The sequence below is a fragment of the Acetobacter nitrogenifigens DSM 23921 = NBRC 105050 genome, assembly GCF_000429165.1.
Lineage (GTDB): Bacteria > Pseudomonadota > Alphaproteobacteria > Acetobacterales > Acetobacteraceae > Acetobacter > Acetobacter nitrogenifigens.
In genome coordinates this window covers 243125-269254 of record NZ_AUBI01000002.1, presented here as the reverse complement: position 1 = coordinate 269254, position 26130 = coordinate 243125, and the positions used below count along the sequence as shown (strand labels likewise).

The 26130-nt window shown below is 63.6% G+C and carries 26 protein-coding genes and 1 pseudogene; 9 read left to right on the top strand and 18 right to left on the bottom strand.

All coding sequences use genetic code 11. From position 1 onward, the window contains the following. Nucleotides 1-60: 60 nt before the first annotated feature. Complete coding sequence (locus G442_RS0104135) at nucleotides 61-1002, top strand: metallophosphoesterase family protein (protein WP_026396962.1); 942 nt, start codon at nucleotides 61-63, stop codon at nucleotides 1000-1002. A gap of 218 nt (nucleotides 1003-1220) precedes the next feature. Here G442_RS0104135 and G442_RS0104130 read toward each other — a convergent pair whose 3' ends face one another. Further along, nucleotides 1221-2642, bottom strand: coding sequence for an amidohydrolase family protein (locus G442_RS0104130; RefSeq protein ID WP_026396961.1), 1422 nt, complete (start codon nucleotides 2640-2642; stop codon nucleotides 1221-1223). Continuing rightward, complete coding sequence (locus G442_RS23840; RefSeq protein WP_161628329.1) at nucleotides 2639-3706, bottom strand: nucleoside hydrolase; 1068 nt, start codon at nucleotides 3704-3706, stop codon at nucleotides 2639-2641. Before G442_RS23840 ends, G442_RS0104130 begins: the two co-directional genes overlap by 4 nt. Before the next feature lie 55 nt (nucleotides 3707-3761). Here G442_RS23840 and G442_RS24895 point away from each other — a divergent pair, with 55 nt between their 5' ends. The 5 genes from G442_RS24895 (at nucleotide 3762) to G442_RS0104100 (ending at nucleotide 7507) form a co-directional block, all read left to right on the top strand. After that, complete coding sequence (locus G442_RS24895; protein WP_146882164.1) at nucleotides 3762-3962, top strand: hypothetical protein; 201 nt, start codon at nucleotides 3762-3764, stop codon at nucleotides 3960-3962. Between the two features lie 217 nt (nucleotides 3963-4179). Next, a complete protein-coding gene (locus G442_RS0104120) occupies nucleotides 4180-4818 on the top strand; it encodes a PadR family transcriptional regulator (RefSeq protein WP_146882162.1) in 639 nt (212 codons plus the stop codon). Between the two features lie 43 nt (nucleotides 4819-4861). Further along, nucleotides 4862-5677 (top strand): siderophore-interacting protein, encoded by an 816-nt coding sequence (locus G442_RS0104115; protein WP_026396959.1) that lies wholly within the window; start codon nucleotides 4862-4864, stop codon nucleotides 5675-5677. Nucleotides 5678-5931: 254 nt separating this feature from the next. After that, the gene (locus G442_RS0104105; protein WP_026396957.1) at nucleotides 5932-6864 is read left to right on the top strand and encodes a ribose-phosphate pyrophosphokinase; all 933 of its coding nucleotides are present in this window, start codon (nucleotides 5932-5934) and stop codon (nucleotides 6862-6864) included. Nucleotides 6865-6913: 49 nt separating this feature from the next. Beyond that, nucleotides 6914-7507, top strand: a complete 594-nt coding sequence (locus G442_RS0104100; RefSeq protein ID WP_026396956.1) for a histidine phosphatase family protein — start codon at nucleotides 6914-6916, stop codon at nucleotides 7505-7507. Nucleotides 7508-7524: 17 nt separating this feature from the next. Here the strand turns inward: G442_RS0104100 and G442_RS0104095 are convergent, their stop codons facing one another. Together G442_RS0104095 and G442_RS0104090 are read right to left on the bottom strand one after the other, a co-directional pair. Further along, entirely contained in the window at nucleotides 7525-7764 is a 240-nt protein-coding gene (locus tag G442_RS0104095) for a hypothetical protein (RefSeq protein WP_026396955.1), read from the bottom strand. 218 nt (nucleotides 7765-7982) lie between these two features. Continuing rightward, nucleotides 7983-8930, bottom strand: coding sequence for a ribokinase (locus tag G442_RS0104090; RefSeq protein ID WP_026396954.1), 948 nt, complete (start codon nucleotides 8928-8930; stop codon nucleotides 7983-7985). A 146-nt stretch (nucleotides 8931-9076) separates the two neighbouring features. Between G442_RS0104090 and G442_RS0104085 the strand changes: the two genes are divergently transcribed. Beyond that, nucleotides 9077-9637, top strand: coding sequence for a CHRD domain-containing protein (locus G442_RS0104085; RefSeq protein ID WP_307188539.1), 561 nt, complete (start codon nucleotides 9077-9079; stop codon nucleotides 9635-9637). 225 nt (nucleotides 9638-9862) lie between these two features. Here the strand turns inward: G442_RS0104085 and leuD are convergent, their stop codons facing one another. From leuD to G442_RS0104015, 13 genes and pseudogenes are all read right to left on the bottom strand, one after another. Continuing rightward, the gene (leuD, locus tag G442_RS0104075; protein WP_026396952.1) at nucleotides 9863-10486 is read right to left on the bottom strand and encodes a 3-isopropylmalate dehydratase small subunit; all 624 of its coding nucleotides are present in this window, start codon (nucleotides 10484-10486) and stop codon (nucleotides 9863-9865) included. Between the two features lie 13 nt (nucleotides 10487-10499). After that, nucleotides 10500-11915 (bottom strand): 3-isopropylmalate dehydratase large subunit, encoded by a 1416-nt coding sequence (leuC, locus tag G442_RS0104070; RefSeq protein WP_026396951.1) that lies wholly within the window; start codon nucleotides 11913-11915, stop codon nucleotides 10500-10502. A 272-nt stretch (nucleotides 11916-12187) separates the two neighbouring features. Next, nucleotides 12188-12577, bottom strand: coding sequence for a 50S ribosomal protein L19 (rplS, locus tag G442_RS0104065; RefSeq protein ID WP_026396950.1), 390 nt, complete (start codon nucleotides 12575-12577; stop codon nucleotides 12188-12190). Nucleotides 12578-12726: 149 nt separating this feature from the next. Continuing rightward, nucleotides 12727-13404, bottom strand: a pseudogene (trmD, locus tag G442_RS20825) (tRNA (guanosine(37)-N1)-methyltransferase TrmD); the annotation flags it as partial. Next, nucleotides 13401-13952 carry a ribosome maturation factor RimM gene (rimM, locus tag G442_RS0104055; protein WP_026396949.1) on the bottom strand — a complete coding sequence of 184 codons (552 nt, stop codon included), beginning with the start codon at nucleotides 13950-13952 and terminating at the stop codon, nucleotides 13401-13403. The gene rimM and the pseudogene trmD, both read right to left, overlap by 4 nt. A gap of 32 nt (nucleotides 13953-13984) precedes the next feature. Then, on the bottom strand, nucleotides 13985-14329 hold the full coding sequence (gene rpsP / locus G442_RS0104050) for a 30S ribosomal protein S16 (RefSeq protein ID WP_026396948.1): 345 nt from the start codon (nucleotides 14327-14329) through the stop codon (nucleotides 13985-13987). 49 nt (nucleotides 14330-14378) lie between these two features. Next, a complete protein-coding gene (gene ffh / locus G442_RS0104045) occupies nucleotides 14379-15773 on the bottom strand; it encodes a signal recognition particle protein (protein ID WP_026396947.1) in 1395 nt (464 codons plus the stop codon). Nucleotides 15774-15940: 167 nt separating this feature from the next. Further along, entirely contained in the window at nucleotides 15941-16441 is a 501-nt protein-coding gene (locus G442_RS26075) for a c-type cytochrome (protein WP_051291903.1), read from the bottom strand. A 60-nt stretch (nucleotides 16442-16501) separates the two neighbouring features. Continuing rightward, nucleotides 16502-16972 (bottom strand): c-type cytochrome, encoded by a 471-nt coding sequence (locus G442_RS0104035; RefSeq protein ID WP_026396945.1) that lies wholly within the window; start codon nucleotides 16970-16972, stop codon nucleotides 16502-16504. Next, on the bottom strand, nucleotides 16969-17559 hold the full coding sequence (locus tag G442_RS0104030; RefSeq protein WP_026396944.1) for a methylamine dehydrogenase light chain: 591 nt from the start codon (nucleotides 17557-17559) through the stop codon (nucleotides 16969-16971). Before G442_RS0104030 ends, G442_RS0104035 begins: the two co-directional genes overlap by 4 nt. Continuing rightward, nucleotides 17549-18157, bottom strand: a complete 609-nt coding sequence (locus tag G442_RS0104025) for a thioredoxin domain-containing protein (RefSeq protein ID WP_026396943.1) — start codon at nucleotides 18155-18157, stop codon at nucleotides 17549-17551. The genes G442_RS0104030 and G442_RS0104025 overlap by 11 nt, the downstream gene beginning before the upstream one ends. After that, entirely contained in the window at nucleotides 18154-18711 is a 558-nt protein-coding gene (locus tag G442_RS0104020) for a MauE/DoxX family redox-associated membrane protein (RefSeq protein ID WP_026396942.1), read from the bottom strand. Before G442_RS0104020 ends, G442_RS0104025 begins: the two co-directional genes overlap by 4 nt. After that, on the bottom strand, nucleotides 18708-19949 hold the full coding sequence (locus G442_RS0104015) for an amine dehydrogenase large subunit (protein ID WP_051291902.1): 1242 nt from the start codon (nucleotides 19947-19949) through the stop codon (nucleotides 18708-18710). The genes G442_RS0104020 and G442_RS0104015 overlap by 4 nt, the downstream gene beginning before the upstream one ends. 163 nt (nucleotides 19950-20112) lie before the next feature. On the opposite strand from G442_RS0104015, the gene putA reads away from it, so the two are divergent. Beyond that, nucleotides 20113-23628: a bifunctional proline dehydrogenase/L-glutamate gamma-semialdehyde dehydrogenase PutA gene (putA, locus tag G442_RS0104010; RefSeq protein ID WP_026396940.1), complete on the top strand. Its 3516-nt coding sequence runs from the start codon at nucleotides 20113-20115 to the stop codon at nucleotides 23626-23628. A gap of 105 nt (nucleotides 23629-23733) precedes the next feature. Further along, nucleotides 23734-25422 carry an ABC transporter substrate-binding protein gene (locus G442_RS0104005; protein WP_084440351.1) on the top strand — a complete coding sequence of 563 codons (1689 nt, stop codon included), beginning with the start codon at nucleotides 23734-23736 and terminating at the stop codon, nucleotides 25420-25422. Nucleotides 25423-25684: 262 nt separating this feature from the next. Here the strand turns inward: G442_RS0104005 and G442_RS0104000 are convergent, their stop codons facing one another. Beyond that, the gene (locus G442_RS0104000; protein WP_026396938.1) at nucleotides 25685-25969 is read right to left on the bottom strand and encodes a hypothetical protein; all 285 of its coding nucleotides are present in this window, start codon (nucleotides 25967-25969) and stop codon (nucleotides 25685-25687) included. Between the last annotated feature and the right edge of the window lie 161 nt (nucleotides 25970-26130).

Sequence of the window (26130 nt, the reverse complement as noted above, 5' to 3'; positions counted from 1 at the left end):
GCCTTCCCTGCGCAAACGTATCGGGCTTTCAGGCGCTAACGCTCACGACAGGTTAACCCAATGTTGCATCTTGCCAGGCGCTCGTTTCTGTCGCTTTCCGTCGGAACGTCTCTGTTCGCCGTCAACGGCGCCCGAGGCGCCGCCCCTGCTCGCCCGCCGATGTTAGCTCATGAGCCGTTTACGTTCCTGTTCATAACCGACACGCACCTGCAACCGGAATTAAACGCCAATGGCGGATGCCATATGGCCTTCAGGAAAGCGAAAACAGTTCCGGCTGACTTTGCGATTCAAGGTGGCGATCATGTGTTCGACGCCCTTGGCGTCAACGCGGGTCGGGCGACGATGCTGCTCGACCTGTACCGCCGCACGGCGGACGATCTGACCTTGCCGGTGCGCCATACGATCGGCAACCACGATTGCTTTGGCGTCTATACCAAAAGCGGCGCGCTGCCGACGGACCCTATGTATGGCAAGAAATATTTCGAAGATAATTTCGGCCAACTTTACTACGCGTTCGATCATAAGGGCGTTCACGTCGTCGTGCTGGATTCAATTGGAATCACTGCTGACCGAGCCTATGAGGGAAGGATCGACGCCGCGCAAATCGCGTGGTTGTCGCAGGATCTTGCGGCGCAACCTGTGGGGACGCCAGTCATTATCGTCACGCATATCCCGCTTGTCACGGCCATCGAAGATTATGCTGCGCCGCCGTCTGTTCCTCCGGCCCATCATGGCTTGTCAGTCGTCAACGCCTATGAAGTGCTGCCGCTGTTCGACCATTACAATGTGATCGCTGTATTTCAGGGACACACCCATGTTCTCGAGCGTGTGGAATGGCATGGCGTTCCCTACATCACAGGCGGCGCCGTTAGCGGCAACTGGTGGCATGGCACGCGGTATGGCACCCCGGAGGGGTTCATGGTGGTGGACGTGGCGGGCGGCAAGGCGAGCACCCGTTACGAAACCTATGGATTTCACAGCGTCGATCCGCATAACACCTGAAGCAACTACGCATTCCGTAACGGAGCCTGTTGCAGCTCGTTCATTCTGGAAAACTCCAGGGACGCCGGAGCTGAGGAAAGAGTCCGGGGTGGATGGACACCGGAAAAATATACGCCGACAGAGGCGTGACGCCGCCGGGGCATCTCTCATGCCGCGATGAGGTGGATGCGAGTGTCGTCAAATTGTGTTCTGTCCTTCCGATATTTGAAGAACGCTCCTTACGGTGGGACCTCGCATGATGGCTCGTTGACGGGGACCCCCGTGAAAGCCAGTGGATACAACCCGCGACTGGATGCGTAAGCGCTCATCTCACCGGCCGAGGCGCGACCTGATTCGGAGCAGAGCTTCAGCGTGGCGCCCGGTACGTCGATTGCTTCACAGGACGGCTGGAGCGCGTCCACGATATTGGAGCGCCCGACCAGAACCTTTCCTCCGCGCATAACCAGCATTTCGTCCTGAGGCGTCGCCCGCACAACCTTGTGGACGTTCTGATGTTCGGGGTCGGCGAAGAGGACGAGGTCTGCGCGTTTGCCCACAGCGATATCCCCGATCGCCGCCTCCGCGCCGGCAACATGCGCGGCGTTATGCGTCACCATCCGCCAGAGTTCGCGGTCGCTCAGTGCGTCGTGCAAGTGCGCGTGATTATAGTGCAGCGCACACGCCAGTTCGCGGTTGAGGTTCATGGAGCCGGACGGGAGCCAGTCAGATCCCAGAGCGATTGTAATGCCGCGTTTTCTGGCGGCGAGAATATCGAGCGTCCTGCCGTAGAGCGACAGATTGCTCCGTGGAGACCAGACGATGCTCGCGCTTCTGGCGGCCACGAGATCGAGGTCCTGAGGCGTGAGGGCGACTGCGTGAATGAGAGCCGCCTGTGGCATGAGCCAGTCGTTGCTGACGCCCCCGCCGCCGGGTTGCGGCGTGACGTCGTAAGACGTCGAACTCTGGCAACGAAATTCGTTGCGCGCCGCCTCGTCGCGACCTTCGGCGACGTGGGCGAGAAAGGCGCTGGTCGCAGCTACCTGCGCGCGGGTGGCGGGGTGGTGGCCGTAATCGCAATCCCGCGTTCTCATGAGGCCGGATGCGTCATCAAGAGGGAAAATATTGTAGGTCGCGGGTGTGATATCGAGAGATTCCAGGCCTGCTCGGAAGTCGAGATTGCGCAGCAGACCCGGCGCCATGCGTTCGGCGACTGTGGAGGTCGCGCCGCCGACCAGAAAGCGTAATTCGCTCCAGCTCAGTGAGAGCGGATCGCGATTGGGTTTGAAATCTTCCAGTCGCGGATGTCCGTCCAGCCCTGCGCGCCATTCGTGGCGGTGGGCGAAGCGCTCTCCCGTATCGGGCTTCGGCGGCGTATCGTTGAAGTCCAGATGATCATGCGTGTTGATAAAGCCCGGTGACAGAACGGCGTCAGTGCAGATTATGCGCGTCGCGGTCGGTGGCGTCGGGCAGTGAGCGGCGACGCAATCGATCCGGCCGCCGGGATCGATAAGGACCTCGCCCGGCGTGAGAACGCGGTCTTGGGCGAGAATGGTCGCCTGTATCAGGGTCTCGCCAATGCCCTTGTGTATCTTGCACGCAGGCTCCGCTTGCACGGCGACGGGAATGAGCAGGATAAGCCAGATAACTCCACGAGGAATCATGAGCGCAGGGCCTTGAAGACCTGCGTGCGAAATTTCTCGGCAGATCCTCTGGAGCATATGGCGACGTTCGGCGGCAGGGCGTCGCCGGTGTAGATATGCGTTCCGCCAAATACATATTCGCCGCGCGTTTCTGCGCCGTTCAACTCCACCTTGACGTTGACCGCCTCGAACTCCGACGCCACCGATGGGTCGAGCACCATCGCGGCGGCGAAAGGGTCGGCGTAGGTGGCGCCCGGCTTATGGCGCTGCTCGGTTTCGAATTTAAGCCGCTCGGCGTTGGATTTCAGGAAAATTTCGCTTTTCTGGGTGCCGAAAGTCCTGATGTGGTCGAAGTCCGCCTGCGTCAACATCTCTGTCGGGCCAAGGCCGCCGGTCATGGCGATCTGAAGCCCTGAGCGCAGGACGATATCTGCAGCTTCAGGATCGACCATCGCGTTAAAACTCACGGCAGTGCCAATTCCTTCGTAACGGCCGCCGACTATGACGACGCCACGCGCCTTGCGGGCAATGGATGGATCAAGCAGCAGGGCCAACGCAATGTTTGAGAGGCCTCCGAGAGCCAGCAGAACGACTTCTCCCGGGTGCGCCGAGACGATTCTGGAGATGGCGACGGACGCATGCTCCGGGGCCGGTCGCAGGGCGACTTCAGGCACAACCATATCGCCGAGACCGTAGCGACCGTGGATAAAGCCGGCTGCCGGGTAAGGACGGTTCAGCAGCGGGTGGTCAACGCCGCGATGAACCGGAATTTTTCCATTGGTCAAAGTTTGCGAGAGATAAAGGGCGTTTCGAACCTCCTGCTCATATCCGATGTTGCCGGGAGCAACGGTGATGGCCTCGGTCGTGATCTGGGTGGAACTGAGCATCATCATGATGGCGAGAAGATCGTCGGTGCCCGGGTCGGTATCGATGATGATGCGGCGCACGTCCTGCAGCCAGGGAAGGCTGGAAAGCGGATGGCCTAGCACCGTCCAGGCCGCCTGCCCCAGGACACGGCCGGACGACAGCAATCCTCCGGTCAGCAGGGCGGCGCCATTAAGAAAATGCCTGCGATCGAGGGGCATGTTTTTATCCTTGTTGTGCGAGCCATCGGCGCGTTGGTCGTTTGATATTGCGAACATGAAATATGTTCTCACGCTTGGGAAGATCGTCTGGAACCGCCGACTCCCTGTCGTCGAGGACGTGTCTTGCGCCGCTTCGTTGAGAGCGAGCGCCCGATTGCGCGACGTTGCCGGTGTGTGGGGCCTCGGTTCGATCAACGGATCTGTTCCTGCCCACGCATTGCGTGTCAGCCCTCGCCCGGCCGGATCCGGTATGTGAGCGGCGTCTCGCTTCAGTGAATGGCGAGGTTATCGATCGTTCAGGGTGAGTTGTTTGCGAGGCGCGGGGAGGTCGCCCGAGGTTCGTGGAGGACTGCTGGTCGGACCCGCGAGTGGGGCCGTTCGGACGTGCTGTGTGGTCGTGCGTCGAGAAGCGAAAAAAGCTCTTGCGCTATATCTTAAGATAGTTCATATCGTAAGACATGTTTAAAGATCATATGCACATACGCTCTCTCCATCCTCTTTTCCAAGGCGGCGGTCGTCGCGGCGCAGGCCGCGATTTTGGCGACAGGCCCGGCTGGGGCTTCGGCTCAGGCCGCGGTTTCGGTCGCGGAAGAGGGTTCGGCGGAGGGGACTTTCCTGCTGGACGCAAGCTGAGCTCGGAGGATCTCCAGCTCATTCTTCTGGCGCTTCTGGCGGAAAAACCGGCCCATGGTTACGAGCTCATCAAGTTGCTTGAGGAGCGGTCCGGGGGCTTCTACGCGCCAAGTCCTGGCATGGTGTACCCGGCTCTGACCTATCTTGAAGAGATCGGTCACGCTTCGGTCACGCAGGAGGGCAACCGCAAGCTCTACGCATTGACCGAGGATGGCCGCGCGACACTGGAGCAGCGCAAGGCGCAAGCCGACGCGATCCTTGAGGCGCTTGCACGTATCGGCAGCCGCATGTCGGAAGTTCGCGACGCGTTTGCGGGCGTCGACGGGGCGGACCCGCAGGCGGGCGAGGAACTCCATCGCGCCCGTCGAATGCTCAAGCAGGCGCTCATGCAAAAAAGAGGTTGCTCAGCGAGCGAAGCGTCGCGGGTTTCACGCATCCTTGAGCGGGCGGCCGCAGAAATTCTCGGGAAAGCCGAGTGATTGACAATCTTTTTCTGTCCCGAGGCATATTCAGGAGGTCTGTATGAACGCGCCTGTCCGCACGCCGCTGCGCGTGCGCCACGAGACGCGACTGCGCGCAGCGCAGGTCGTCAGCGTCACCGATATTTCGCCGAAAATGCGCAGCTTTGTTTTCCGTAGCGAGGATCTGAAAGATTTCCTCAGTCTTGCGGCGGACGATCATGTGAAGCTTTTCTTTCCGCCGTCAGGCGCAAACCCTGCGGAGCAGTCCTGGCTTCGTCCCGGCGCGGGCGGACGACCCTCCGGACTTGTTGCGCGCGATTATACGCCCCGACGTTTCGACGCTCGCGAGGGTACGATCGACATCGAATTCGTCCTGCATGACCACGGACCAGCGTCGAACTGGGCGTCTCAGGCGAAGGTCGGGCAGTGGCTGGGCATCGGCGGTCCGCGCGGTTCTTTTGTCGTTTCTGACGACTATGGGCTTTTCGTGCTGATTGGCGACGAGACCGCCTTGCCTGCAATTGCGCGTCGACTGGAGGAACTTCCTGCGGGAACGAATGCGGTCGCATTGATTGAGGTCGCGGACGCGCGCGAAGAGCGCGATCTGCCGACAGCGGCGAACGCTCGCATCACCTGGCTTGTTCGCGACGGCGTTGCGGCCGGGACTACGGACCTGTTGATGCGGGCTGTGGAAGCGTTGCAGCCGCCGAGCGTGGATCCGGCGGATATCTATGTGTGGATCGGCGCCGAAATCGAGACTGCGCGAGGACTTCGCACATGGTTCGCTGAACATTGGTCCATGCCTCGCGCGCAAATTCGCGCGGGCGGCTATTGGCGCCTCGGGGTAGCCGATGGCGCAGGCCGCATCGACGACTGAACTTTCACACCCGACGGTCAATTTTCATTTCGGTTTTTTCCACGTCAGGCGTCGGGTGACGGCGCCTGACGCCTGCGTGCGCCTTAATGCGCGAACGAGGGCGACAGTTGCGCCGCCGTTCGTCGTTTTCTCTGGCGGTCGCCTTGTGTGCGGGGCGTATATCGGCGGATGACAGGGGGCCGCGACGTTGCTAGAAGCCCTTCGCATTGTTCAGGGTTCGTGTCGTCCCGGTCTGCGCAGGAAAAGCCGCCCCAATGAAAATCGTCGCGTGCAACAGCAATCCCCCTCTGGCCGAGGCGGTCGCCGCCGAGCTTAATATTCCCCTCTGCAACGTTTCCGTTCGGCGCTTCGCCGACATGGAGATATTCGTCGAGATTTTTGAGAACGTGCGCGGCGAGGACGTGTTTGTGGTGCAGAGCACCTGCACGCCGACGAACGACAATCTTATGGAATTGCTGATCATGCTCGACGCCCTGCGTCGCGGATCGGCGCGCCGCATCACCGCAGTGATGCCTTACTTCGGTTATGCCCGGCAGGATCGCAAATCCGGTCCTCGCACGCCGATCAGCGCCAAGCTGGTCGCCAATCTTCTAGTCGAGGCCGGGGCTGACCGCATTCTTACGCTGGATCTTCACGCGATGCAGATCCAGGGCTTTTTCGATATCCCGGTCGATAACCTCTACGCAGCTCCGCTGTTCGTGCGCGACATCAAGGAGCGTTACGGCGACCGCGACCTGATGATCGTGTCGCCCGACGTCGGCGGCGTCGTTCGCGCCCGCGAAATCGCCCAGCGTCTGAACACCGATCTCGCCATTATCGACAAGCGGCGCGAGCGCGCAGGCGTGTCGGAAGTGATGAACGTGATCGGCGACGTGAAGGGGCGGCATTGTCTGCTGGTCGACGATATCGTCGACAGCGGCGGTTCTCTTTGCAACGCCGCCCAAGCCATTACCAATCATGGCGCGGCTTCGGTCGGCGCCTATGTCACGCATGGGGTCCTGACGGGACGCGCGGTCGAGCGTGTTGCGGAGTCGACCATCGAGATGCTGACGATCACAGACAGCATTATGGCTACCGACGCGGTGAAGGCCGCGAAAAATATTCGTCAGGTCACGATCGCCGGATTGCTCGCGCGCGCCATGCGCGCCGTTGCGGATGAAAGCTCCGTCTCGTCATTGTTTGACTGATCGGGGCCAGGGCTGCGATCAAGGGATTTGTAACGACCGGGAGATGTCGATGTCCGTGATCGATCCAACGCCATACTGGTACCTCAGGCATGGCGAGACCGACTGGAATCGCAGGGGACTCTCGCAGGGCCGTACCGACATTCCTCTGAACGCCACGGGCCTGGAGCAGGCCGAGCAGGCCGGGCGCACCCTGATCGAGGCGGTGCAGGACGGTCCAAAAATCGATCGTGTCATATCGTCGCCGCTCGTACGCGCGGCGCGTACGGCGGAGATTGCGGTGGGGGCTCTGGCGGCGTCGGGCGTTCGCCCGACGCTGGGCTTCGATGATGATCTTCAGGAAGTGTGCTTTGGCGAACAGGAAGGCCAGCCCATGGGGGAGTGGTACGACGACTGGATCGCCGGGCACTATACCCCTCCTGGAGCAGAACCTTTCGCGCTGCTGCGCGACAGGGCTGTCGCAGGCGTCAACCGGGCGCTGGCCGGACAGGGGACGGTGCTGATCGTGGCGCATGGCGCCCTGTTCCGCGCGCTGCGATCCGCCATGAGGCTGGAGCCGAACGTGCGTCTGCCCAACGCCGTGCCGCTGAAGCTCGATCCTCCGAGTGTTGGCGGGACGCCCTGGAGCCTCAATCAACTCGGCTGAAAGGCGCCTCTGCTGGATCAGCCGAACAGACGCGCGGACGCGGAGTCGTTCTGCGCGCCCGGACTGTCGCCGCTGTCGCCGGTCGTGATGCGCCCGGCGGCGTCCAGCGCCATTGCGAAAGTCCCACCGCCATGATGGCGTGTTGAGACGGAAACGCCAGTCGCGGCGAGCGATGTCGGGGCCGCGGAACTTCGCCCTGTGTGGCGTGACGCAAGCAGATCGTAGCCTGCGCCACTGATGGCGGCGGTTGTGGTCATTGAACGCTCCCCTTTTGTCGCCAGTGTAACGTGCTCATCCTAAGTGCTGGTTAATGCGAGAAAGGCCGGGTCGCCGGGCGAAGACGCCCGAACACCCATATGCTTCCAGACAGTTGAGCCTGAACCCGCTGGACCAAAACCGTTGGATTGACGCGGCTGCGACGAAATTGCGCGAAAGGGCGGAGGCCGACGCAGCCGCATGCTTCACAGAGCGCCCATCAGGATCGAGACAGCAGGTCCTCGACTTCTCCCCATGTTGGCGCTGCGTCCGCGGCGCCGGAACGTGTGGTCGCCAATGCGCCGCACGCGGCGGCCACACGCACGGCGTCCGCCAGCGCCCGACCCTGGGCGAGGCTGACGGCCAGCCCCGCGTTAAAGCAGTCGCCAGCAGCGACCGAGTCGATCGCGACGACAGGATAGGCCGGGATAAAGCCGCCAGCGTTCTCGTCCTGCCACCACACGCCGCGCGCGCCCATTTTCACGATGGCGGCGCGGGCTCCGCGCTCGATCAGGGTCCGGGCGGCCCGCTCCGCGCTTTCCGGGGAATCCGGGGCCACGCCCGTCAGGACCTGCGTTTCGGTTTCGTTGGGCGTCACGACGTCGCTCAGCGTCCACAGGCGCTCGGGCAATTCGTGCGCGGGCGCCGGGGCCGGGTCGAGGACGACCAGCCCCCCGGCGCGCCGCACGCGTTCCGCAGCAGCGACGACGGCGTCCATCGGAATTTCCAGTTGCAGCAGCAGGACAGCGGCCTCGTCGAACAGGGCGGCTGCATGGTCGATATCGCTCGCGTCGATCCGCATGTTCGCGCCGCCTGCGACACTGATCGCGTTTTCCCCGTTATGGTCGACGCCAATCAATGCAACACCGGTTGGAGCGCCCTCATCCTCGCGCAGCGCGGAAAGGTCGACCCCGAATCGTTCGAGTTCTCGCCGCGCCTGTTGGCCGAACGCATCGTTCCCGATCCGCCCGGCCAGCGCCGCACGAAGGTCGAGAGCGCCAGCCAGACGCCCGCTCGCAGCGGCCTGATTGCCGCCCTTCCCGCCAAGCCCGATGGCGTAACCATCCGCCATGACGGTTTCGCCGGGCCGGGGGAGGCGCGCCATTTTCGCCGTGACGTCGATATTGACGCTTCCGAAGGAGAGGACGAGGGGCCTGGTGGCTGTCATGGCGGGCGTGATCCGGATTGTGGGCTTCCAGAAAGGGAAGCGGCCAGTTCTGTCGCCCAAAGCACGACGTCGTTCAAGATCGACGTTTGGGTTTGAACGAATCGGGCGCCTGATGAGTTATAGCCGACGTCAGGAAGATTGCTGCAATGAACGGGGACGGCCTCTGGCGCTTTTCCGCGATTGGCCACATTGTAAGAATTGTTTGCAACTGGAGCGGCGTAGAAGGCGGAGTCTTACGTCAGAAGAAGACGCGCTGCTTCACGATCAGGGAGAGCACCATGAACACGATCAGCAAAATATTGACCGTCGCCGGTTTGACACTTGTTTCGGCGGCAGCGCTGACGGCGACGGCGCGCGCCGAAGAGATCATGTATATGGGCGAATTCAAGGCCGAGCACGGCGCGACGAACGCTCCGACGGGCGACGTCATGGCGACGCTCGACACCACGACCAACGTCCTCAAATACACGATCAAGTGGAAAGGTCTGACCGGCCCGGTGACCGTGGCGCATTTCCACGGACCGGCGAAGGACGGGGTTGATGCGGGAATCGTCGCCCCGATCGACGGGCCTTACGCGAATCCGCTGTCAGGACAGGTCACGCTGACCAGCGCGCAGGAGGACGAACTGGCGAATGGGCTGGTGTATGTGAATCTGCACACCAAGGCTTTCCCGAAAGGCGAAGCGCGCGCGCAGCTTTCAAAGTAATTCCAAGCTGGGAGAACGGCGCGTTAAGGCGCCGCTCTCCCGTGAAGGTTTGCTATTGAAGTAAATTCAGAATCGACCGACGCTGGAGCCATATCCGTTCGCGCCGGTGCGCGGATATGGCTCCAGCCCGTTGTTTGCGAGTATTTTTATCCGCCCTGACGAGTCCGTCCGATCGGATGACGCTCTAAAAAACTGCTCGGTCTGCAGGTTGTCGTCGCCCGGCAATCAGTCGAGTGCGATAACCGTGCGCCAGGGTTCTTCCTTGGCGCGCTTCGCTTCAAACGCCGCAATAGACTGCTCCTGCTGCAGCGTCTGACCGATGTCGTCGAGACCTTCCAGCAGCAGGTGCTTGCGCAGCGGATCGACCTCGAACGGAACTTCCGTCCCATCGGGGCGGATCACCACCTGACGCGCCAGATCGACGGTCAGGCGACTGTTCGCCCCCTGCGCCGCGTCTTCCATCAGCGTGTCGCACACTTCGCGCGGCAGACGGATCGGCAGGATGCCGTTCTTGAAGCTGTTGTTGAAGAAGATGTCGGCGAAAGACGGCGCGATCACGCAGCGAAGACCGAAGTCGAGCAGAGCCCAGGGCGCATGTTCGCGTGATGACCCGCAACCGAAGTTTTCATGCGCGATCAGGATTTGCGCGTTGCGATACGGTTCGCGGTTGAGAACGAAATCCGGGTTTTCCGAACCGTCCTCGCGATAGCGCATGCTGTCGAAGGCGTGCACGCCCAGACCGGTGCGCTTGGTGGTCTTGAGGAATCGGGCCGGGATGATCTTGTCGGTGTCGATATTGGCTTCCGGGAGCGGAGCCGCGATCGCCGTCAGGGTGGTGAACTTGTCCATCGGTGCGGGCTCCTCAAACGGGCAGGGCGCTGAGTTCGCGAACGTCCGTCAGGACGCCGGTCACGGCTGCCGCTGCGGCCATGGCGGGGGAGAGCAGGTGTGTGCGGCCGCCCGGCCCCTGCCGTCCTTCGAAATTGCGGTTGGAGGTCGAGGCGCAGCGCTGCCCCGGCGTCAGCTTGTCCGGGTTCATGCCGAGGCACATGGAGCACCCGGCCTCCCGCCATTCGAAACCGGCGTCGAGGAACACGCGGTCCAGGCCTTCCTGCTCGGCCTGCGCCTTCACAAGCCCGGAGCCGGGGACGATCATGGCGCGCACGCCGCTGGCGACCTTGCGTCCGGCGGCGATGGCTGCGGCGGCGCGCAGGTCTTCGATGCGGCTGTTGGTGCAGGAGCCGATGAACACCACGTCAACCGGCGTCCCGGCGATCTTCTGCCCGGCCTTGAGGTCCATGTAGCTCAGCATGCGCTCAAGCTGTGCGCGCTTGGCCTCGTCGGCCTCGTCCGCCGGGTCAGGAACCGCGCCGCCGATGGGGAGGACGTTTTCCGGACTAGTGCCCCAGGTCAGGGACGGCTCGATCTCTTCGGCGCGCATGGTGACGGTCGTGTCGTACGCTGCGCCCTCGTCGGAGGGGAGCGTGCGCCAGTAGGCCACGGCGGCGTCGAAATCATCGCCCTTCGGTGCGAAGCGGCGGCCCCGGACATACTCGAACGTCGTGTCGTCCGGCGCGACCAGACCGGCGCGCGCGCCAGCTTCGATGGCCATGTTGCACACGGTCATGCGCCCGGCCATATCGAGGCCGCGAATGGCGGAACCGCAGAATTCGATGACGTGACCGGTGCCGCCCGCCGTGCCGATCTTGCCGATGATCGCCAGCACGACGTCTTTCGCCGTCACGCCGGGCGCGAGCGCGCCTTCAACCTCGACCTTCATGTTTTTGGCGGGCTTCTGCAGAATCGTCTGCGTCGCCATGACGTGCTCGACCTCGGACGTGCCGATGCCGAACGCGAGGGAGCCCATCGCGCCGTGGGTCGAGGTGTGGGAGTCGCCGCAGACGATGGTCATGCCGGGCAGGGAGATGCCCTGCTCCGGACCGACCACGTGGACGATGCCCTGATTGGCCGAAAGCAGCGGGAAATAGGGAACGCCGAATTCCTTGACGTTGCGCTCGAGCGTCTCGATCTGGTTCCGGCTTTCCGGCTCCTCGATCGGTTGCGTGCGGTCGGACGTCGGGACGTTGTGATCCACGACGGCGATCGTCGCTTCGGGGTGACGCAGTTTGCGTCCCGCCATGCGGAGGCCTTCGAAAGCCTGCGGGCTGGTCACTTCGTGAACGAGGTGCCGGTCGATGTATAGGATCGCAGTGCCATCGGACAGGGTTTCGACGACATGGCTGTCCCAGATCTTGTCGAACAATGTGCGCGGCGACATGGCGGTGCGGTTCCTGACTGGCTTGGCGGACGACGCTTCGGGGCGGTCAGGCCTCCCGTCGGGGTTGTCCGGAACGAAAAGACGCTTGGTTGCGTCCGGGCTGGTAGCCGAAATCGGGCCGCCCGAAGGCGGCCCGATCTGCGACGACATCACCACTATGTGGAAGTCCGTGCGGCGCTCTCAAGAGAGAGTCGCACGGAAAACGCCGGTTCGCCATGCGCCGGATTCGCCCGCCATGAGGTGAGGCAGGTCCGGTCGCCGGGCGAAAGCGATTACTCGCCGGCGGTCGCCGTCGGAGCGACTTCGCGAGCGCGCTCGGCGATACGCGCCGACTTGCCGCTGCGGCCACGCAGGTAATACAGCTTCGCGCGACGCACCTTGCCGCGACGGACGACGGTGATGTCGGCCAGCGTGGGTCCGTAGAGCGGGAAGACGCGCTCGACGCCTTCGCCGTTCGAGATCTTGCGAACGGTGAAGTTGCTGTTCAGGCCCTTGTTGGAGCGGGCGATCACAACGCCTTCGTAAGCCTGAACGCGCTCGCGCTCACCTTCCTTGACGCGGACCGACACGCGGACCGTGTCGCCAGCCTGGAACTCGGGGACCGCACGGAGGGCGCTCAGGCGAGCGATTTCGTCGGCCTCGTACTGCTGGATGATGTTCATATCGGGAATCCTTCCTGAACCGATGATGTCGATAGATGTGACGGAGCGCCGGTATGCGGCCCGCCCTGGTGTCTGGTGCCGCAATCGGCGCCGGTGCGCGGCGTCGCTGCGGGTGTTTCTCTGCCGGTCGCGGAAGAATCCGCGGATCGGGCCGCCCACAGATCGGGCCGCCGCTCGCGCGTGACCCTCTCGGATTGCTCCCGCCGCCATTTCGCGATGGCGGCGTGGTTGCCGGACAGCAGGACATCCGGCGCCGCGCGACCGTTCCACTCGGCCGGGCGGGTGTAGTGCGGGTATTCGAGCAGGCCGTCGGAGAAGCTTTCCTCCACGCCGCTGTCAGCCGACCCCATGACGCCCGGCAGCAGCCGGACGCAGGCGTCGAGCAGGACGAGCGCCGCAGTTTCGCCGCCCGAAAGCACGTAGTCGCCGATCGAGACCTCTTCGATCTCGTGCGCTTCGAGCACGCGCTCGTCGACGCCTTCATAGCGACCGCACAGGACAGTGACGCCCGGCCCGGCGGCGTAGCGGCGAACGTCCGTCTGCGAGAGCGGCCGACCGCGTGGCGTCATGTAGACGCAGGGCGCGCCATCGGCCCGCTTCGCGTCGTTGAGCGCCGCGTCGATGACGTCGGGACGCATCACCATGCCCGCACCGCCGCCGAACGGCGTGTCGTCCACGGCGTTGTGACGGCCCAGCCCGTAAGGGCGAAGGTCGCGCGTCTCGCACCGCCACAGGCCCTGCTCCAGCCCGCGACCGGCCAGAGACTGGCCAAGCGGACCCGGAAACATTTCCGGGAACAGGGTGACGACGGTCGCGGTCCAGCTCACGCTGCGCCTCCCGCTGCCCTGGCGGCTTCACGGTCACGCTTCGACGCGTGTTCTTCTTCCCCCACGACCTCGGTCGGGCGGGAGACGGTCACGCGCCGCGACGCGAGATCGACTTCCGGCACGCAGGCCAGGGTGAAGGGGATGACCGAGCCGGAATCGAGTTCCAGGCTCGCGCCCGCGCCGTAGTCATGCACCGTGACGATGCGGCCGATGACGGATCCGTTTTCGACGACCTCCATTCCGATCAGATCGGAATGGTAGAACTCGTCCGGCTCCGGCTCCGGCAGGGTGTCGCGCGTCACGAAGAGCTTGCGGTTCACAAGTGCCTGCGCCGCTTCGCGGCTTTCGACCGGCTTGCCGTCGGCGCCGCGCAGCAGCGCAATTCCGTCGGCCCGCCATGTGAGCGTCCAGGCGCCGCCACGATCGTCGGTCAGCGTTCCGTACGAAGCGAGGGAGTCCGCGTCGGCGGCGAAGCTGTGCACATGCACAAGCCCCCGCACGCCGTGCGGACGTCCAATCACTCCGATCTGGATGCGATCCTGCGTCATGGAAAGGCGGCGCCCTGCGTTCCGTCAGAAGTTCAGGCTGCTGCCGCTTTGGCGGCGGCGGCGGCGCGCTCCTGCGCCTTCTTCTTCGGCGCGGACTGCTTCGGCTGCTCGTTCCACACGGGCTTCGCCATCAGGCCGGCGTTGCCGAGGAAGCGCGCGACGCGGTCCGTCGGCTGGGCGCCCTGCGACAGCCAGTGCGTGATGCGCTCGCTGGTCAGACGGATACGCTCGGCGTGGTCGCTCGGCAGCATCGGGTTGTAGGCGCCGACCTTCTCGATGAAGCGGCCGTCACGGGGGGAGCGGCTGTCGGCCACAACGATGTGGTAGTAGGGACGCTTCTTCGCGCCAGCGCGGGAAAGGCGGATCTTGAGGCTCATTCAGACAACTCCAGAGAATGAAAAACCGTGAAACGAACGGGGGCGGGGCTTAGCCGAACGGCCTGCCGCCGGGGCCGCCGGGGCGGCCCGCTCCCCCGGGCATGAGTGCGGACAGGCCCTGACGCATGAGACCTTTCATGCCGAGCTTGTTGATCCGCTTCATCATTGTGGACATGTCGTCGAACTGCTTGAGCAGCTTGTTGACGTCCTGAACCGTCGTCCCTGACCCGGCGGCGATGCGCTTCTTGCGCGACGCCTTGATGATGTCCGGCGTCTTGCGCTCGGCCTTGGTCATGGACGAGATGATGGCTTCGTGGCGCTTGAAGATCGTCGTATCGAGATCCTTGTCGCCGATGGCGTCCTTCAGCTTGCCCATGCCGGGCAGCATGCCGAGGATGCCGGAGATCGACCCCATCTTCTTGATCTGCTTGATCTGCGACACGTAGTCGTCGAGATCGAACTTGCCGGCCATCATCTTCTTGGCCAGCCGCTCTCCCTCTTCGTGGTCGAGCGTGTCGGCGGCCTTTTCGACGAGGCCGGCGATGTCGCCGAGGCCGAGGATACGGCCTGCGACGCGTTCCGGATGGAATTCTTCAAGCGCGTCGAGCTTTTCGCCCGAGCCGGTCAGCTTGATTGGCGCGCCGGTGATGGCGCGCATCGACAGGGCCGCGCCGCCTCGGGCGTCGCCATCCATACGGGTCATCACGACGCCGGTGACGCCAACGGCCTCGTTGAAGATCTTCGCGGTGTTGACGGCGTCCTGACCGGTCATCGCGTCGACGACCAGCAGCGTCTCCACCGGGCTGGTGGCGGCGCGGATCTGCCGCACCTCCTCCATCAGGGCCTCGTCGATCGACAGACGGCCTGCGGTGTCGAGGATGACGACGTCAAAACCTTCGCGACGCCCCGTGTCCATCGCGCGTGCGGCGATCTCGAGCGGCGCCTGCCCGGCGACGATCGGCAGGGACATTACACCCGCGCGTTCGGCCAGCTGCTGGAGCTGGAGCTGGGCGGCGGGACGCTGCGTATCGAGGGAGGCGAGCAGCACCTTCTTCTTCTCGCGGGTCGAGAGGCGAAGGGCGATCTTGCCGGAAGTGGTGGTCTTGCCGGAACCCTGCAGGCCGACCATCAGGATCGGCGCGGGCGGCACGGCGTTGAGGTTCAGCGGAACCGCGCCTGCGCCGCCGAGCGCGTCGATCAGCGCGTCGTTGACGATCTTGGCGACGGCCTGACCGGGGGAAATGCTGTCCAGCACCTCATGCCCGACCGCGCCTTCACGGACCTTGTTGACGAAGTCCTTGACGACAGGCAGCGCGACGTCGGCGTCCAGCATGGCCAGACGGACTTCGCGCATCGCCTCGGCGACGTCGGCCTCCGACAGCGCGCCGCGCTTGCCGAGTCCGTCGATAACGCCTGAAAGCCTGCCTGAGAGTGACTCGAACAAGAACCGGTTACCCCAAAAGAATACGCGCCACTGCGCGAGGACTCGCGAGGTGGCGGGACTGATGTTGGGGCGGCTTTACGCGGTGCGGAGGCGCATTGTCAAACCCGTTCTGTCGAACGGCTGTGAAAATGGCGGAGTTTCGCGTTTTTTGGCTGAGATTCGAGCGATCAACCCGCCGGTGGGCATTTCGGCAGGGCGCGCCCGAGAATCTGTCCCCGAAAGGTCAGCAGGTCGGTCGATTCGACAGGGTGTTCCCGCAGGGCATGAACTTCCCCGGCGGTGTAGGGGGCGACGCCCGAAGGCGTGCTTTTGCCGCCCAGACGAAAAACGACGAAGTTCATCACGTCGGCCAGCAACGCATCGTCGCGAATCAGCGACATCGACACGCCGGGCACACGCACCAGATAGGCCCGTCCTTCCGGTGTGCAGGTGAACACGCCCACGGCATCACGCAACGACGGCACGAAGCTCGGGCGCGACTTGCCCTCGATTCCATGGCAGCCGCCGCAGTGGGTGAGATAGGCGGTTTGCGTGCGGTCGAGCGCGCACGCGTCGCGAAGTGCAGGTCCGCCCGCGAGCGTGATCGCAATGGCGAGACCCGACAGCGCTTTACGGAGCCGCCGACACGGCTTCGTAAGGCAATGTGCGTTATTTTTTGATGGTCTCATGGCGTCTGTTAGCGCACTCGGCGGAACGTTGCCGGGCGCGCCACTTCTGGCGCGCGAGTCTCAGGGGAGAGGATGCTTGGCGTCCAGAGCCTTGCGCTCGTCGACCAGAGCCGGAGCGGCGACTGGCGTGGCGCGTGCGGCCTTGATTTCAGCAGCCGTAAAGGTCGGAGTCGCGCCAGTGCCGCCGAGGGAGGCCACATAGGTCAGAATGGCGGCGAGGTCGTCGTCAGACTGGCTGGAGAAGGTGGGCATGTAACCGGCGTAGCTCGCGCCGCCGGCGGTGATGGAGCCGGTCAGCCCGTTGAGGACGACGTGCTCAACGTAAGTCTTGCCTTCGGGTGAGCCGGCGATCTTGCCAATACGGCCCTTCAGTGTGGGGAACTGCCCCGGAACGCCCATTCCGTCGGCCTGATGGCAGATGCCGCAGTTCGCGCCGTACAGAGCCGCGCCGTCCGCGGCGCGAGCCGCGTGCGCCTGAAAGGTCGCGGCGGCGGTAAGAGCGGAGCAGAGAACGAGAGTCTTGAACTTCATGAAGCGCTTCCAACAATTGCGGCAGTAGAACAGTTATAGACGAGTGACGTCGTTCCGAAACACCAGATGATGTCGTTATTCGCCTGCGGCCTGTAACTCGGCTGATCGCCGTCGGTGTTGAGGCAGCTGACCTGATTGCAGGCGTCCTGACCGCAGCAATCGCGGTAGGCGACGATGTAGGAACGGCGATCATGGGGGTTGAAACACGTCCCGATCCACGACGTAGGCGAAGGGGCCGTGCCGGGCGGGCAGGTATGCACGCCGCCGCCGCAGGTCGAGCACAGGTTCCCGTCGATCGCGCAATAGCGCCAGTAGTCGCACTTCGTGTCGTCGGAGACCTGCGCCTGTGCTGCGAATGGCGTCCTGGCGCCCTCGTTCGTCGTTTTTTTGGCGGTTGCCGGCTGGGCCGACGGACCGTGCGCGCGCGCGGCGGGTAACAGCGGCAGAGCGGGCGCCGCGACGATTCCGGCGCCGATCCGGGCGATCACGCCGCGACGGGACGCGCGACCGGCGAGTGCGCGCAGCGCCCTTTCCACCAGCCTGTCCATGAGCGGCGCTTCGACGGCGGGGCGTCTGTCAGACCGCATTCAGAAGTTCCTTCTCGCTCCCGTTGACGGCGGCGCTGCTTTCTCCGCCGCGCACGGCGGCGATCATCGCTTCGATCTGCCCCCGCGTATTGACGATTTCGCGCGCGCGCAGCACGCCGCGCTCGTCCAGCAAAACGAGCGTCGGAAGGCGCGCGACCTGCAGCACCAGAGCGAGTTCAGGCCCGGTGACGAATGGCACGCCGCCCAGATCGAGCCGCTCGCGCATGGACTGCAACTCCGGCAACGCGCCGTCGCCCACCAGCACCAGCTCGACGCCGGGTGATGATGCGGCGACGTCATTCGCCGCCGGGATCACGCGTTTGCAGATCGGGCAGTCCGGGGCGACGAACAGGACCATGCGGACCGCGTTCGCTTTCAAGGGTTCGCCGATCGGAAAGGCGGTTCCCGCCAGAGTGGTCATGCTGATCCGGGGGATGGCCTGCCCCACGGAGAGCGCCGGTGCGGCGGTCTGCGCGCCGATGGGGGCGAGCCGTTCGTGCAGCACCCCGATCTGGCGCGCCATGGCGAAGACGATGACTGCAAGGACGACCACCGCGACCATCAGCAGCGCCTCGGAAATCACGAGTGTTGTCATCATGGCGTCTGTTCCTGACGTGGCGCGGGAAGGAGCGTCAGGCGGCTGGCCGCGATGGCCAGCGCCAGCAGGCAGGCGCCAGTTATGGCGCCCTGCGCGCGGAGGGCGAGCGAGTCCGGCGAACCCGCCACGGCGACAAAGAGGGCGGCGACGGCCAGCGCCACGCTGCGTGCGACGCTGCGCCATGACAGCGTTTCGCCGCCGGAGCCGGGCAGGCAGCCGCAGGAAATGGAAGTCCGTCCACGGATGACGTTGATCGCCATTGCTGCCGAGAAGACCAGCAACAGCGCCGCGCTCGCCAGACCGCACGCTGTCGGCGCGACGCCGGACAGCAGCCCCGCTCCGAGCAGCGTTTCAGCTCCGATGAGAAGCCACAGGACGGGCGTCAGCAGCGCATCTGGTAGCAGGCGGTAAGCTGCGAGTTGCCCGAGAAAGCCGTCGCGGTCGCGCATTTTGGAGACGCTGGCGGCGAGAAACAGCGCCCCGACAGCGCCGCCTGCCACGCCGCCAGCGACGTTGAGGGCGACAGAGGCGACGTCGGAAGCAGCGCCGTTCATTGGCCTGGCGCCAAGGTGAAGACCAGCGATGTGCCCAGTCGGTCCATCTTGCGGCGCAGCTTGCCCGTTGCGGCGTCGAGAATGAAGAAGTCGCCGGTTTCGTTCGTGGTGAACAGCAACGGGGAGGCGTCCTGCGTGACGCCGATCATCGCGCTTGGGGCGGGCAGAGAAATACGGCGAACGAGCTTGCGAGCGGTGACGTCGATCTCCCAGACCTCGGTTCCCGGTTCCTTATGCGTCCAGAACGTTCCCTTGTGCATCAGCACATAAAGATGGCCCGTCGCTTTATGATACGCGGCGAGTTGCCAGCCGCCCGGCCGCCACGTCGTCTCGAACGGCGCCGAAGCGTCGGAGGCGCGCTTCATGCCAGCGGTCTCCTGAATCGAAAACGGCGTCCCGATGGTGGAGTTCGCGCCGAGTTTGGCCGGGTAGACAAGGCCGGAATAGGCGATGAACAGGGCGCTGCCGTCCGTGGCGACGCTCGGGCTGTTTTCAAACACCGGGTCCCGGTCGGGTGCGAAGAAGGACGGCGTGTGCGTCACCTTGGGCGCGCCGCCTGCCGAGAGGGTGACATTCGACAGGCCGCCATCTGCGCACAGGGAGGAAAAGCCCGCCGGGCCCCAGGGGTAGATCAGCGCGCAACCCGGTATGTCGACATTGGTCTCGATCATGTGCGTGGCCGTGGAGACGACATGGACGGCGTTGCTGGGGATCATGTCATAGACGTAGATGCGCCCGCCGTCGGCGCTGATCGCCAGATCGTTCGCCTTCGGCGTCACGAGCGCACGGCCGGGAAGGACCTCGTCGTTGGATATGGTCAGCGTCGAGGGATCATAGGTGGCGAGCAGGTCGGCGCGGTCGCCGCGATTGCCGCGCGACCAGACGGTCTCGGCCACGGAGAAGAAGCGGCCGTCCGGCGCCTGCACCATGTTGCCGTTATAGGCGGCCTGCACCATGCCGAGCAGCTTGCCGGCATCCGCGTCGACGACATAGACGCGCCCGTCCTTCGCGTGCGGGTAATCCGCGTCCATAACGAGGATACGGTGTGGTCCGGCCGGGGAGAGTTTGGCGATATCGCTCTGTTCTGTCTGAAGGACCGGCTCTTCGGCGCGCGCGTGCGTTGTGGAGGACAACAATGCGGCGCCGAGGCAGGTTGCGAAAACGAGCCGCGGCGCAAGCAGACGGAAGAATAGAGCGGACGCCGCTTTCCGGGGGACGTCCCTTCGCCTGTCACGCATTGTTCGGCTGTTCCTCCTGTGAAACATTTTTCCCTTCTGCCGTAAATCATGACGTCCAACAAGTGAGATCGGCGCGTCCTTCGAATTCCGCGCGGCGATCATTGTAAACTCCAATACGGAATGGAATTAGTCTCTGGCCGTGTGTTCCGGAGTTTAAACAACAATGCCGCCCGACGCGCCGTTTTCTGCGTTTCTCGACAGCGTTCCCCCGTCGTCGCCCCTTCGCGATGCGATTACGCACCATTATCTTGCGTCGGAACCGGAGTGCGTCGGCCGCCTGTTGCCACAGGCGACGCTCCCCCCTTCCGTGGTCGAGGAGGCGCGGGGGCTCGCCGCTCGGCTGATTGGCGCGTTGCGGGAAAAGGGCGGACGCGGCGCGGTTCAGGCTCTTGTTCGTGAATACGATCTTTCGAGTCAGGAAGGCGTGGCGTTGATGTGTCTGGCGGAGGCGTTGCTGCGCATCCCGGACTCTCCGACGCGAGATGCGCTGATTCGTGACAAGGTCGCCGGAGGCGACTGGCGCGCGCATGTGGGGCGAGGACGTTCAGTCTTCGTCAACGCCGCGACATGGGGTCTGATCGTCACAGGCAAGCTCACGACCACTGTTGACGAAGCGGGGCTTGGCGCAGCTTTGACGCGCCTGATCGCGCGTGGCGGCGAGCCGCTGATTCGGCGCGGCGTGGACTTCGCGATGCGAATGATGGGCGAGCAGTTCGTGACCGGGCGCACCATCGAGGAGGCTCTTGGGCGCGGCGTCCGCATGGAGGAGAAAGGTTTCCGCTACTCCTACGACATGTTGGGAGAAGCGGCGATGACGGCGCAGGACGCGGCGCGTTATTATCGCGAGTATGAGGCGGCGATTCACGCTATCGGACGTGCGGCGGCAGGCGCAGGCCCATACGAGCGGCCTGGAATTTCGATCAAGCTCTCAGCGCTGCATCCGCGTTACGCCCGGTCGCAACGCGCGCGGGTCATGGCGGAACTGGCGCCGCGCGTCACGGCGCTGGCGCTTCTCGCTCGGCGATACGACATCGGGCTCAACATCGACGCGGAGGAAGCCGACCGGCTGGAGTTGTCCCTCGATATCCTCGAAACCCTTTGCCTCGAAGAAGGTCTTGCAGGGTGGGGAGGCGTCGGCTTCGTCGTGCAGGCCTATCAGAAGCGCGCGCCGTTTGTGCTGGACTGGATCATAGATCTGGCGCGTCGCACCGGTCGTCGCCTGATGGTCAGGCTGGTCAAGGGCGCATACTGGGACAGCGAGATCAAGCGCGCCCAGGTTGACGGCGTGGAGGGCTTTCCGGTCTTCACCAGAAAGGTCCACACGGATCTGTCTTACATTGCGTGCGCGCGGAAGCTTCTCGCTGCGCGGGACGCCGTGTTTCCTCAGTTCGCCACCCACAACGCCTACACGGCGGCGCTTATCATGCGTATGGCGGGTCAAGGGTTCAAGCCGGGCGATTACGAATTCCAGTGCCTGCACGGCATGGGCGAGCCGTTGTACGAGGAGATCGTCGGCGCCGATAAGCTGCGTCGTCCGTGTCGGATTTATGCGCCGGTAGGCTCCCATGAGACCCTGCTGGCGTACCTTGTCCGGCGGTTGCTGGAAAATGGCGCGAATTCATCCTTCGTCAACCGTTTGCAGGATCCGGCGGTCTCGATCTCGGAACTGACCGCCGATCCGGCGACCGTCGTCGCGGCGGCGGACCCTGCCGGGGCGCCGCACGCGCGTATCGCGAAGCCTTCCGATCTTTTCCGTCCCGGAAGGGAAAATTCCCGCGGCGTCAACAGCGCGGACGAGGGCGTGCTCGCCCGATTGGCTGAAACGTTCGCGGGCGCTGTGGAGCTTTCGTGGAGTGCTACGCCTCTGGGGACGGAGGCCGGAACGCCCATGCGGGAGACATTAAATCCGGCGAGTCTCTCTGACGTGGTCGGCCATTATGTTGAATCGACGCCGGAAGCTGTCAACGTCGCGTTAATCGCGGCAGCGCAGGCGCAACCCGGATGGGCCTGCCGATCGCCAGAAGAGCGGGCGGCGGTTCTTGATCGCGCCAGCGTTTTTCTGGAGGAACGCACGCCGGTTCTGCTCGGCCTGATCATGCGGGAGGCGGGCAAGACGCTGACCAACGCGGTCGCCGAGATTCGGGAGGCTGTCGATTTCCTGCGCTATTACGCGGAACAGGTCAGGACGGGATTCTCCAACGACACGCATCGTCCTCTTGGCGTCGTCGCTTGCATCAGTCCGTGGAATTTTCCCCTCGCGATCTTCATGGGACAGGTTTCCGCCGCGCTGGCGGCGGGCAACGTCGTCGTCGCGAAACCCGCGGAGGAGACGCCCCTGATCGCCGCGCAGGCGGTGGCGATTCTTGTCGAGGCAGGGGCGCCGGAGGATGCGGTACGTCTGCTGCCGGGTGGTGGAGATGTCGGGGCGCGGATTGTCGCGGATCATCGTGTCAAAGGCGTCATGTTTACGGGATCGACCGAAGTGGCGCGTCTGATCCAGAGAACGCTCGCTGATCGGGTTAACCCCGATGGGTCCCCTGTGACGCTGATCGCGGAAACTGGCGGGCAGAATGCGATGATCGTCGATTCGTCCGCGCTCGCGGAGCAGGTGGTGCAGGACGTTCTGACTTCTGCGTTCGACAGCGCCGGGCAGCGATGCAGCGCCTTGCGCATTTTGTGCGTGCAGGAAGACGTGGCGGATCGCGTCGTCGAAATGTTGAAGGGTGCGATGGAGGAATTGTCGGTTGGGCGACCAGACAGATTCGCCACGGATATAGGGCCCGTCATTTCGGCGGATGCGCGCGACGGGATTAACGCGCATATTGAACGAATGCGGGCCAAGGGGTGCGACGTGTTTCAGGTCGCCCTGCCTGCCTCCTGCGCCGATGGTTTTTTCGTGCCGCCGACACTGATAGAAATCGGACGAGTGGGCGATCTGAAGCGGGAGGTGTTCGGTCCGGTCCTGCATATCCGGCGCTACGTGCGCGAAGAGCTGGATGCAGTTCTGGCGGCGATCCGCGAGACAGGTTATGGCCTGACCTTTGGGTTGCATACGCGGATAGACGGGACCATCCGTCACGTTACGGCGCGTACGGACGCCGGAAACATTTACGTCAATCGAAACACCGTGGGCGCCGTCGTGGGCAGTCAGCCTTTCGGCGGGCATGGTCTCTCAGGCACCGGGCCGAAGGCGGGCGGGCCGCTGTATCTGGTGCGGTTGCTGGCGCAGGCTCCGTCAGACTTCACGGCGACGGAGGGGGATTTGTTATTGCCCGGCCCTGTGGGCGAAGAAAATCGCTACCGGACGCGGGGGCGCGGGGTGGCTCTGTGCGTCGCAGCGAAGGCGGAAGATCTCGCCGCGCAAATCGAACGTTGCACCCGTACTGGCAATCGTGCGCTGATGGCTGATAACGCTCTGTTGCCCGAGGGGGGGCGCGACGGAGTCATCGTCAGTGCAAACCCCGAGAGCGAACCGTTCGATCTTGTTCTTTTCTCTGGCGAAGACGACGATTTGCGGACTCTGACGCAGCGCGTGGCCATGCGCGATGGGCCGATAACGCCGGTGTTCCGCTGTTCGGCGGAACGGTTGACGCCCTCCGCGTGGCTTTTGCAGGAGCGTACGAGCAGCACGAATACGACGGCGGCGGGCGGCAACGCGCAGTTGATGATGATCGGGTGATTCGGTGCGTGTGCTTGTTGCGGTGGTATGGCGGCCAGAATCTGCAGTGCTCGTCGAACGAATTATCGTGGAATGAATCTGGATGCCCGCGTGCGGGAAAGGTGAATGACGAGCGTGCATAGAAAACAGTCTTTATATGGCGCAGGATTATTTGCGGCGCTGTCTCTGCTTTGGCCCGTCCTCGGCGCGAGAGCTGATGATTCTCACAGGGGCGGGACCTTGCGGCTTGTCGCGGCGAGTTCTGGCGGGACGCTCGATCCGCAGATCGGATATTCGGCGCAATATATAGACCTTTTCGCCGGGATTTACGATGGGCTGACAGGATTTCGCAAAGTGCGGGGCGGCGGTGGGGACGGGGTCGTCGCGGACCTTGCTGAAGCTCTGCCTGCGCCGCAGGATGGCGGGCGAACCTGGGTTTTCACACTGCGGCGCGGGGTAAAGTTTTCCGATGGGCGGGAGGTGACGGTCGATGACGTCGTTGCGTCGATGCGACGTATTTTCCTTGTCGGGTCTCCCACGGCGGGATCGTTCTATTCGAGTATCGTCGGCGCCGACATATGTCTGCGCGACGCCGCCCGCTGCACCCTGGACGGGGGCGTCGTGGGCGATGCGGCCGCACGCACCATCACCTTTCACCTGAAGGAGCCCGACGGAGAGTTTCTTCAGAAACTGGCCTTTACGCACGCGAGCATTCTTCCCGCCGATACGCCGACGCATGACCTTGGCAACACGCCTGCGCCGGGGACCGGGCCTTACCGGGTCGTTGCCTACGACCCCAACCGGTTTCTAAGGCTGGAGCGCAATTCATTTTTCAAGTTGTGGAGCGAGGAAGCGCAGCCGGACGGATATGCGGACGCGATTCTCTACACGTTCGGCGTGCCGGACGAAGCGGCGGTGACTGCGGTCGAAAACGGTCAGTACGACTGGATGTACGATCCGATCCCGCTGGATCGCCTTGGGGAACTGGGCGCGCGCCATACGGCGCAGACGCATGTCGATCCGCATCCGATGGCGTTTTTCGCGCCGATGAACGTCAATATTCCTCCATTTGACAACGAGAAGGCGCGGCAGGCGGTCAACTACGCCATGGGACGCAAGGCGATGGTCATTTTCTACGGCGGCCCGGCGCTCGCGCGTCCGCTGTGCGACATGATCCCCTCGTCGATTGTGGGGCATACGGAGGCCTGCCCTTATTCGGCAGGCGCGGACTTCAACCGCCCCGCGCCGCGCTGGGTTGCGCCCGATATCGCCAAAGCGCGCGCACTGGTGCGTGAAAGCGGCACGGCAGGGCAGAAAGTGACTGTTGTGGTCGGGAACGGAACTGTCGATCTCGCGATGGGGAATTACCTGCGCAATACATTGCAGGATATCGGCTATCAGGCTTCCGTGCGGGCGCTCAGTCCAGGGGTTATGTTTTCATATATCCAGAACAGTTCAAATCATGTGCAAATTTCGATCAAATCGTGGGCGGCGGATTATCCGTCACCTTCAAACTTCCTCGATGATTTGCTCGGGTGTGAGAATTTTCACCCTGGATCGGACAGTTCGATCAACATGCCGGGATTTTGCGACAGATCCATTCAGGAGATCATGGATCAGGCGAGATCTGACGCTACGTTGACACCTGAGCGCACGCTGGCGCTCTGGAGGCAGGCCGATGTCCGTTTGATGCGGGCCTCTCCCATCGCACCTGTTATCGAGATCAACGCCGTGTCGCTGACTTCTCCGCGCCTGGGTAACTACTTTTATACGAACGTCTATCAGTTGCTGTTTTCAAAAGTGTGGGTGCAATAAGCGATTAAAAGTATTTGGCATGGCGACTTTCGCCTGACGGAGTTGGATATTTTCTTGCGTGGGACAGGGCTTTGGTCGTAACGCCGTTCTGTCTTTCCGGGGGGCGTTCGGATGGATCAGAAGACTCTCTGTTTGGAAGAAAAATCCTGACCGGAGAGTGTCCGCTGCAGCGCGCGTAACGTAGTCCGCTCAAAAAGAAAAAAGCCGGACGAGCCGGCTTTTTCCCGTACGGCCCGGTCGACCGGGCCGACCTCGACGGAGATCAGTTGCTCTGAGTGGTCGAGGAAGCAGTCTTCTTTTTGTGGTGATGGTGCTTCTTGCTGTGGTGCTTCTTGGTCGTCGGCGTAGCGGCGTCGGTCGTCGTCGGAGCTGTCGTCGCTTCGGCCGGCGCAGCGGTGGTTGTGGCTGCAGGGGCAGTCTCAGCGGGAGCGCTGGCGGCAGGCGCGGTCGCAGCGGCGGTCGGATCCGTGGCGGTCTGAGCGAAGGCCGGTGCGGCGCCGGTCATGGCGATCAGGGAGAGCGCGGCGAAAAGACGAGTTGACTTCATGATAGTCTCCAAAATACAGCGCCTGCTCGGGAGTCTAAGGTCCACGATCGCGAGTGTCGACCGGTGGAGAGCGGCTGCGGCACCCGTAACACGGCGCGCGTTGTTTCGTCTCGAATTAAGTTTTGATAACGATGGAGGTTTCTGACGAGGATCGCCTTAAT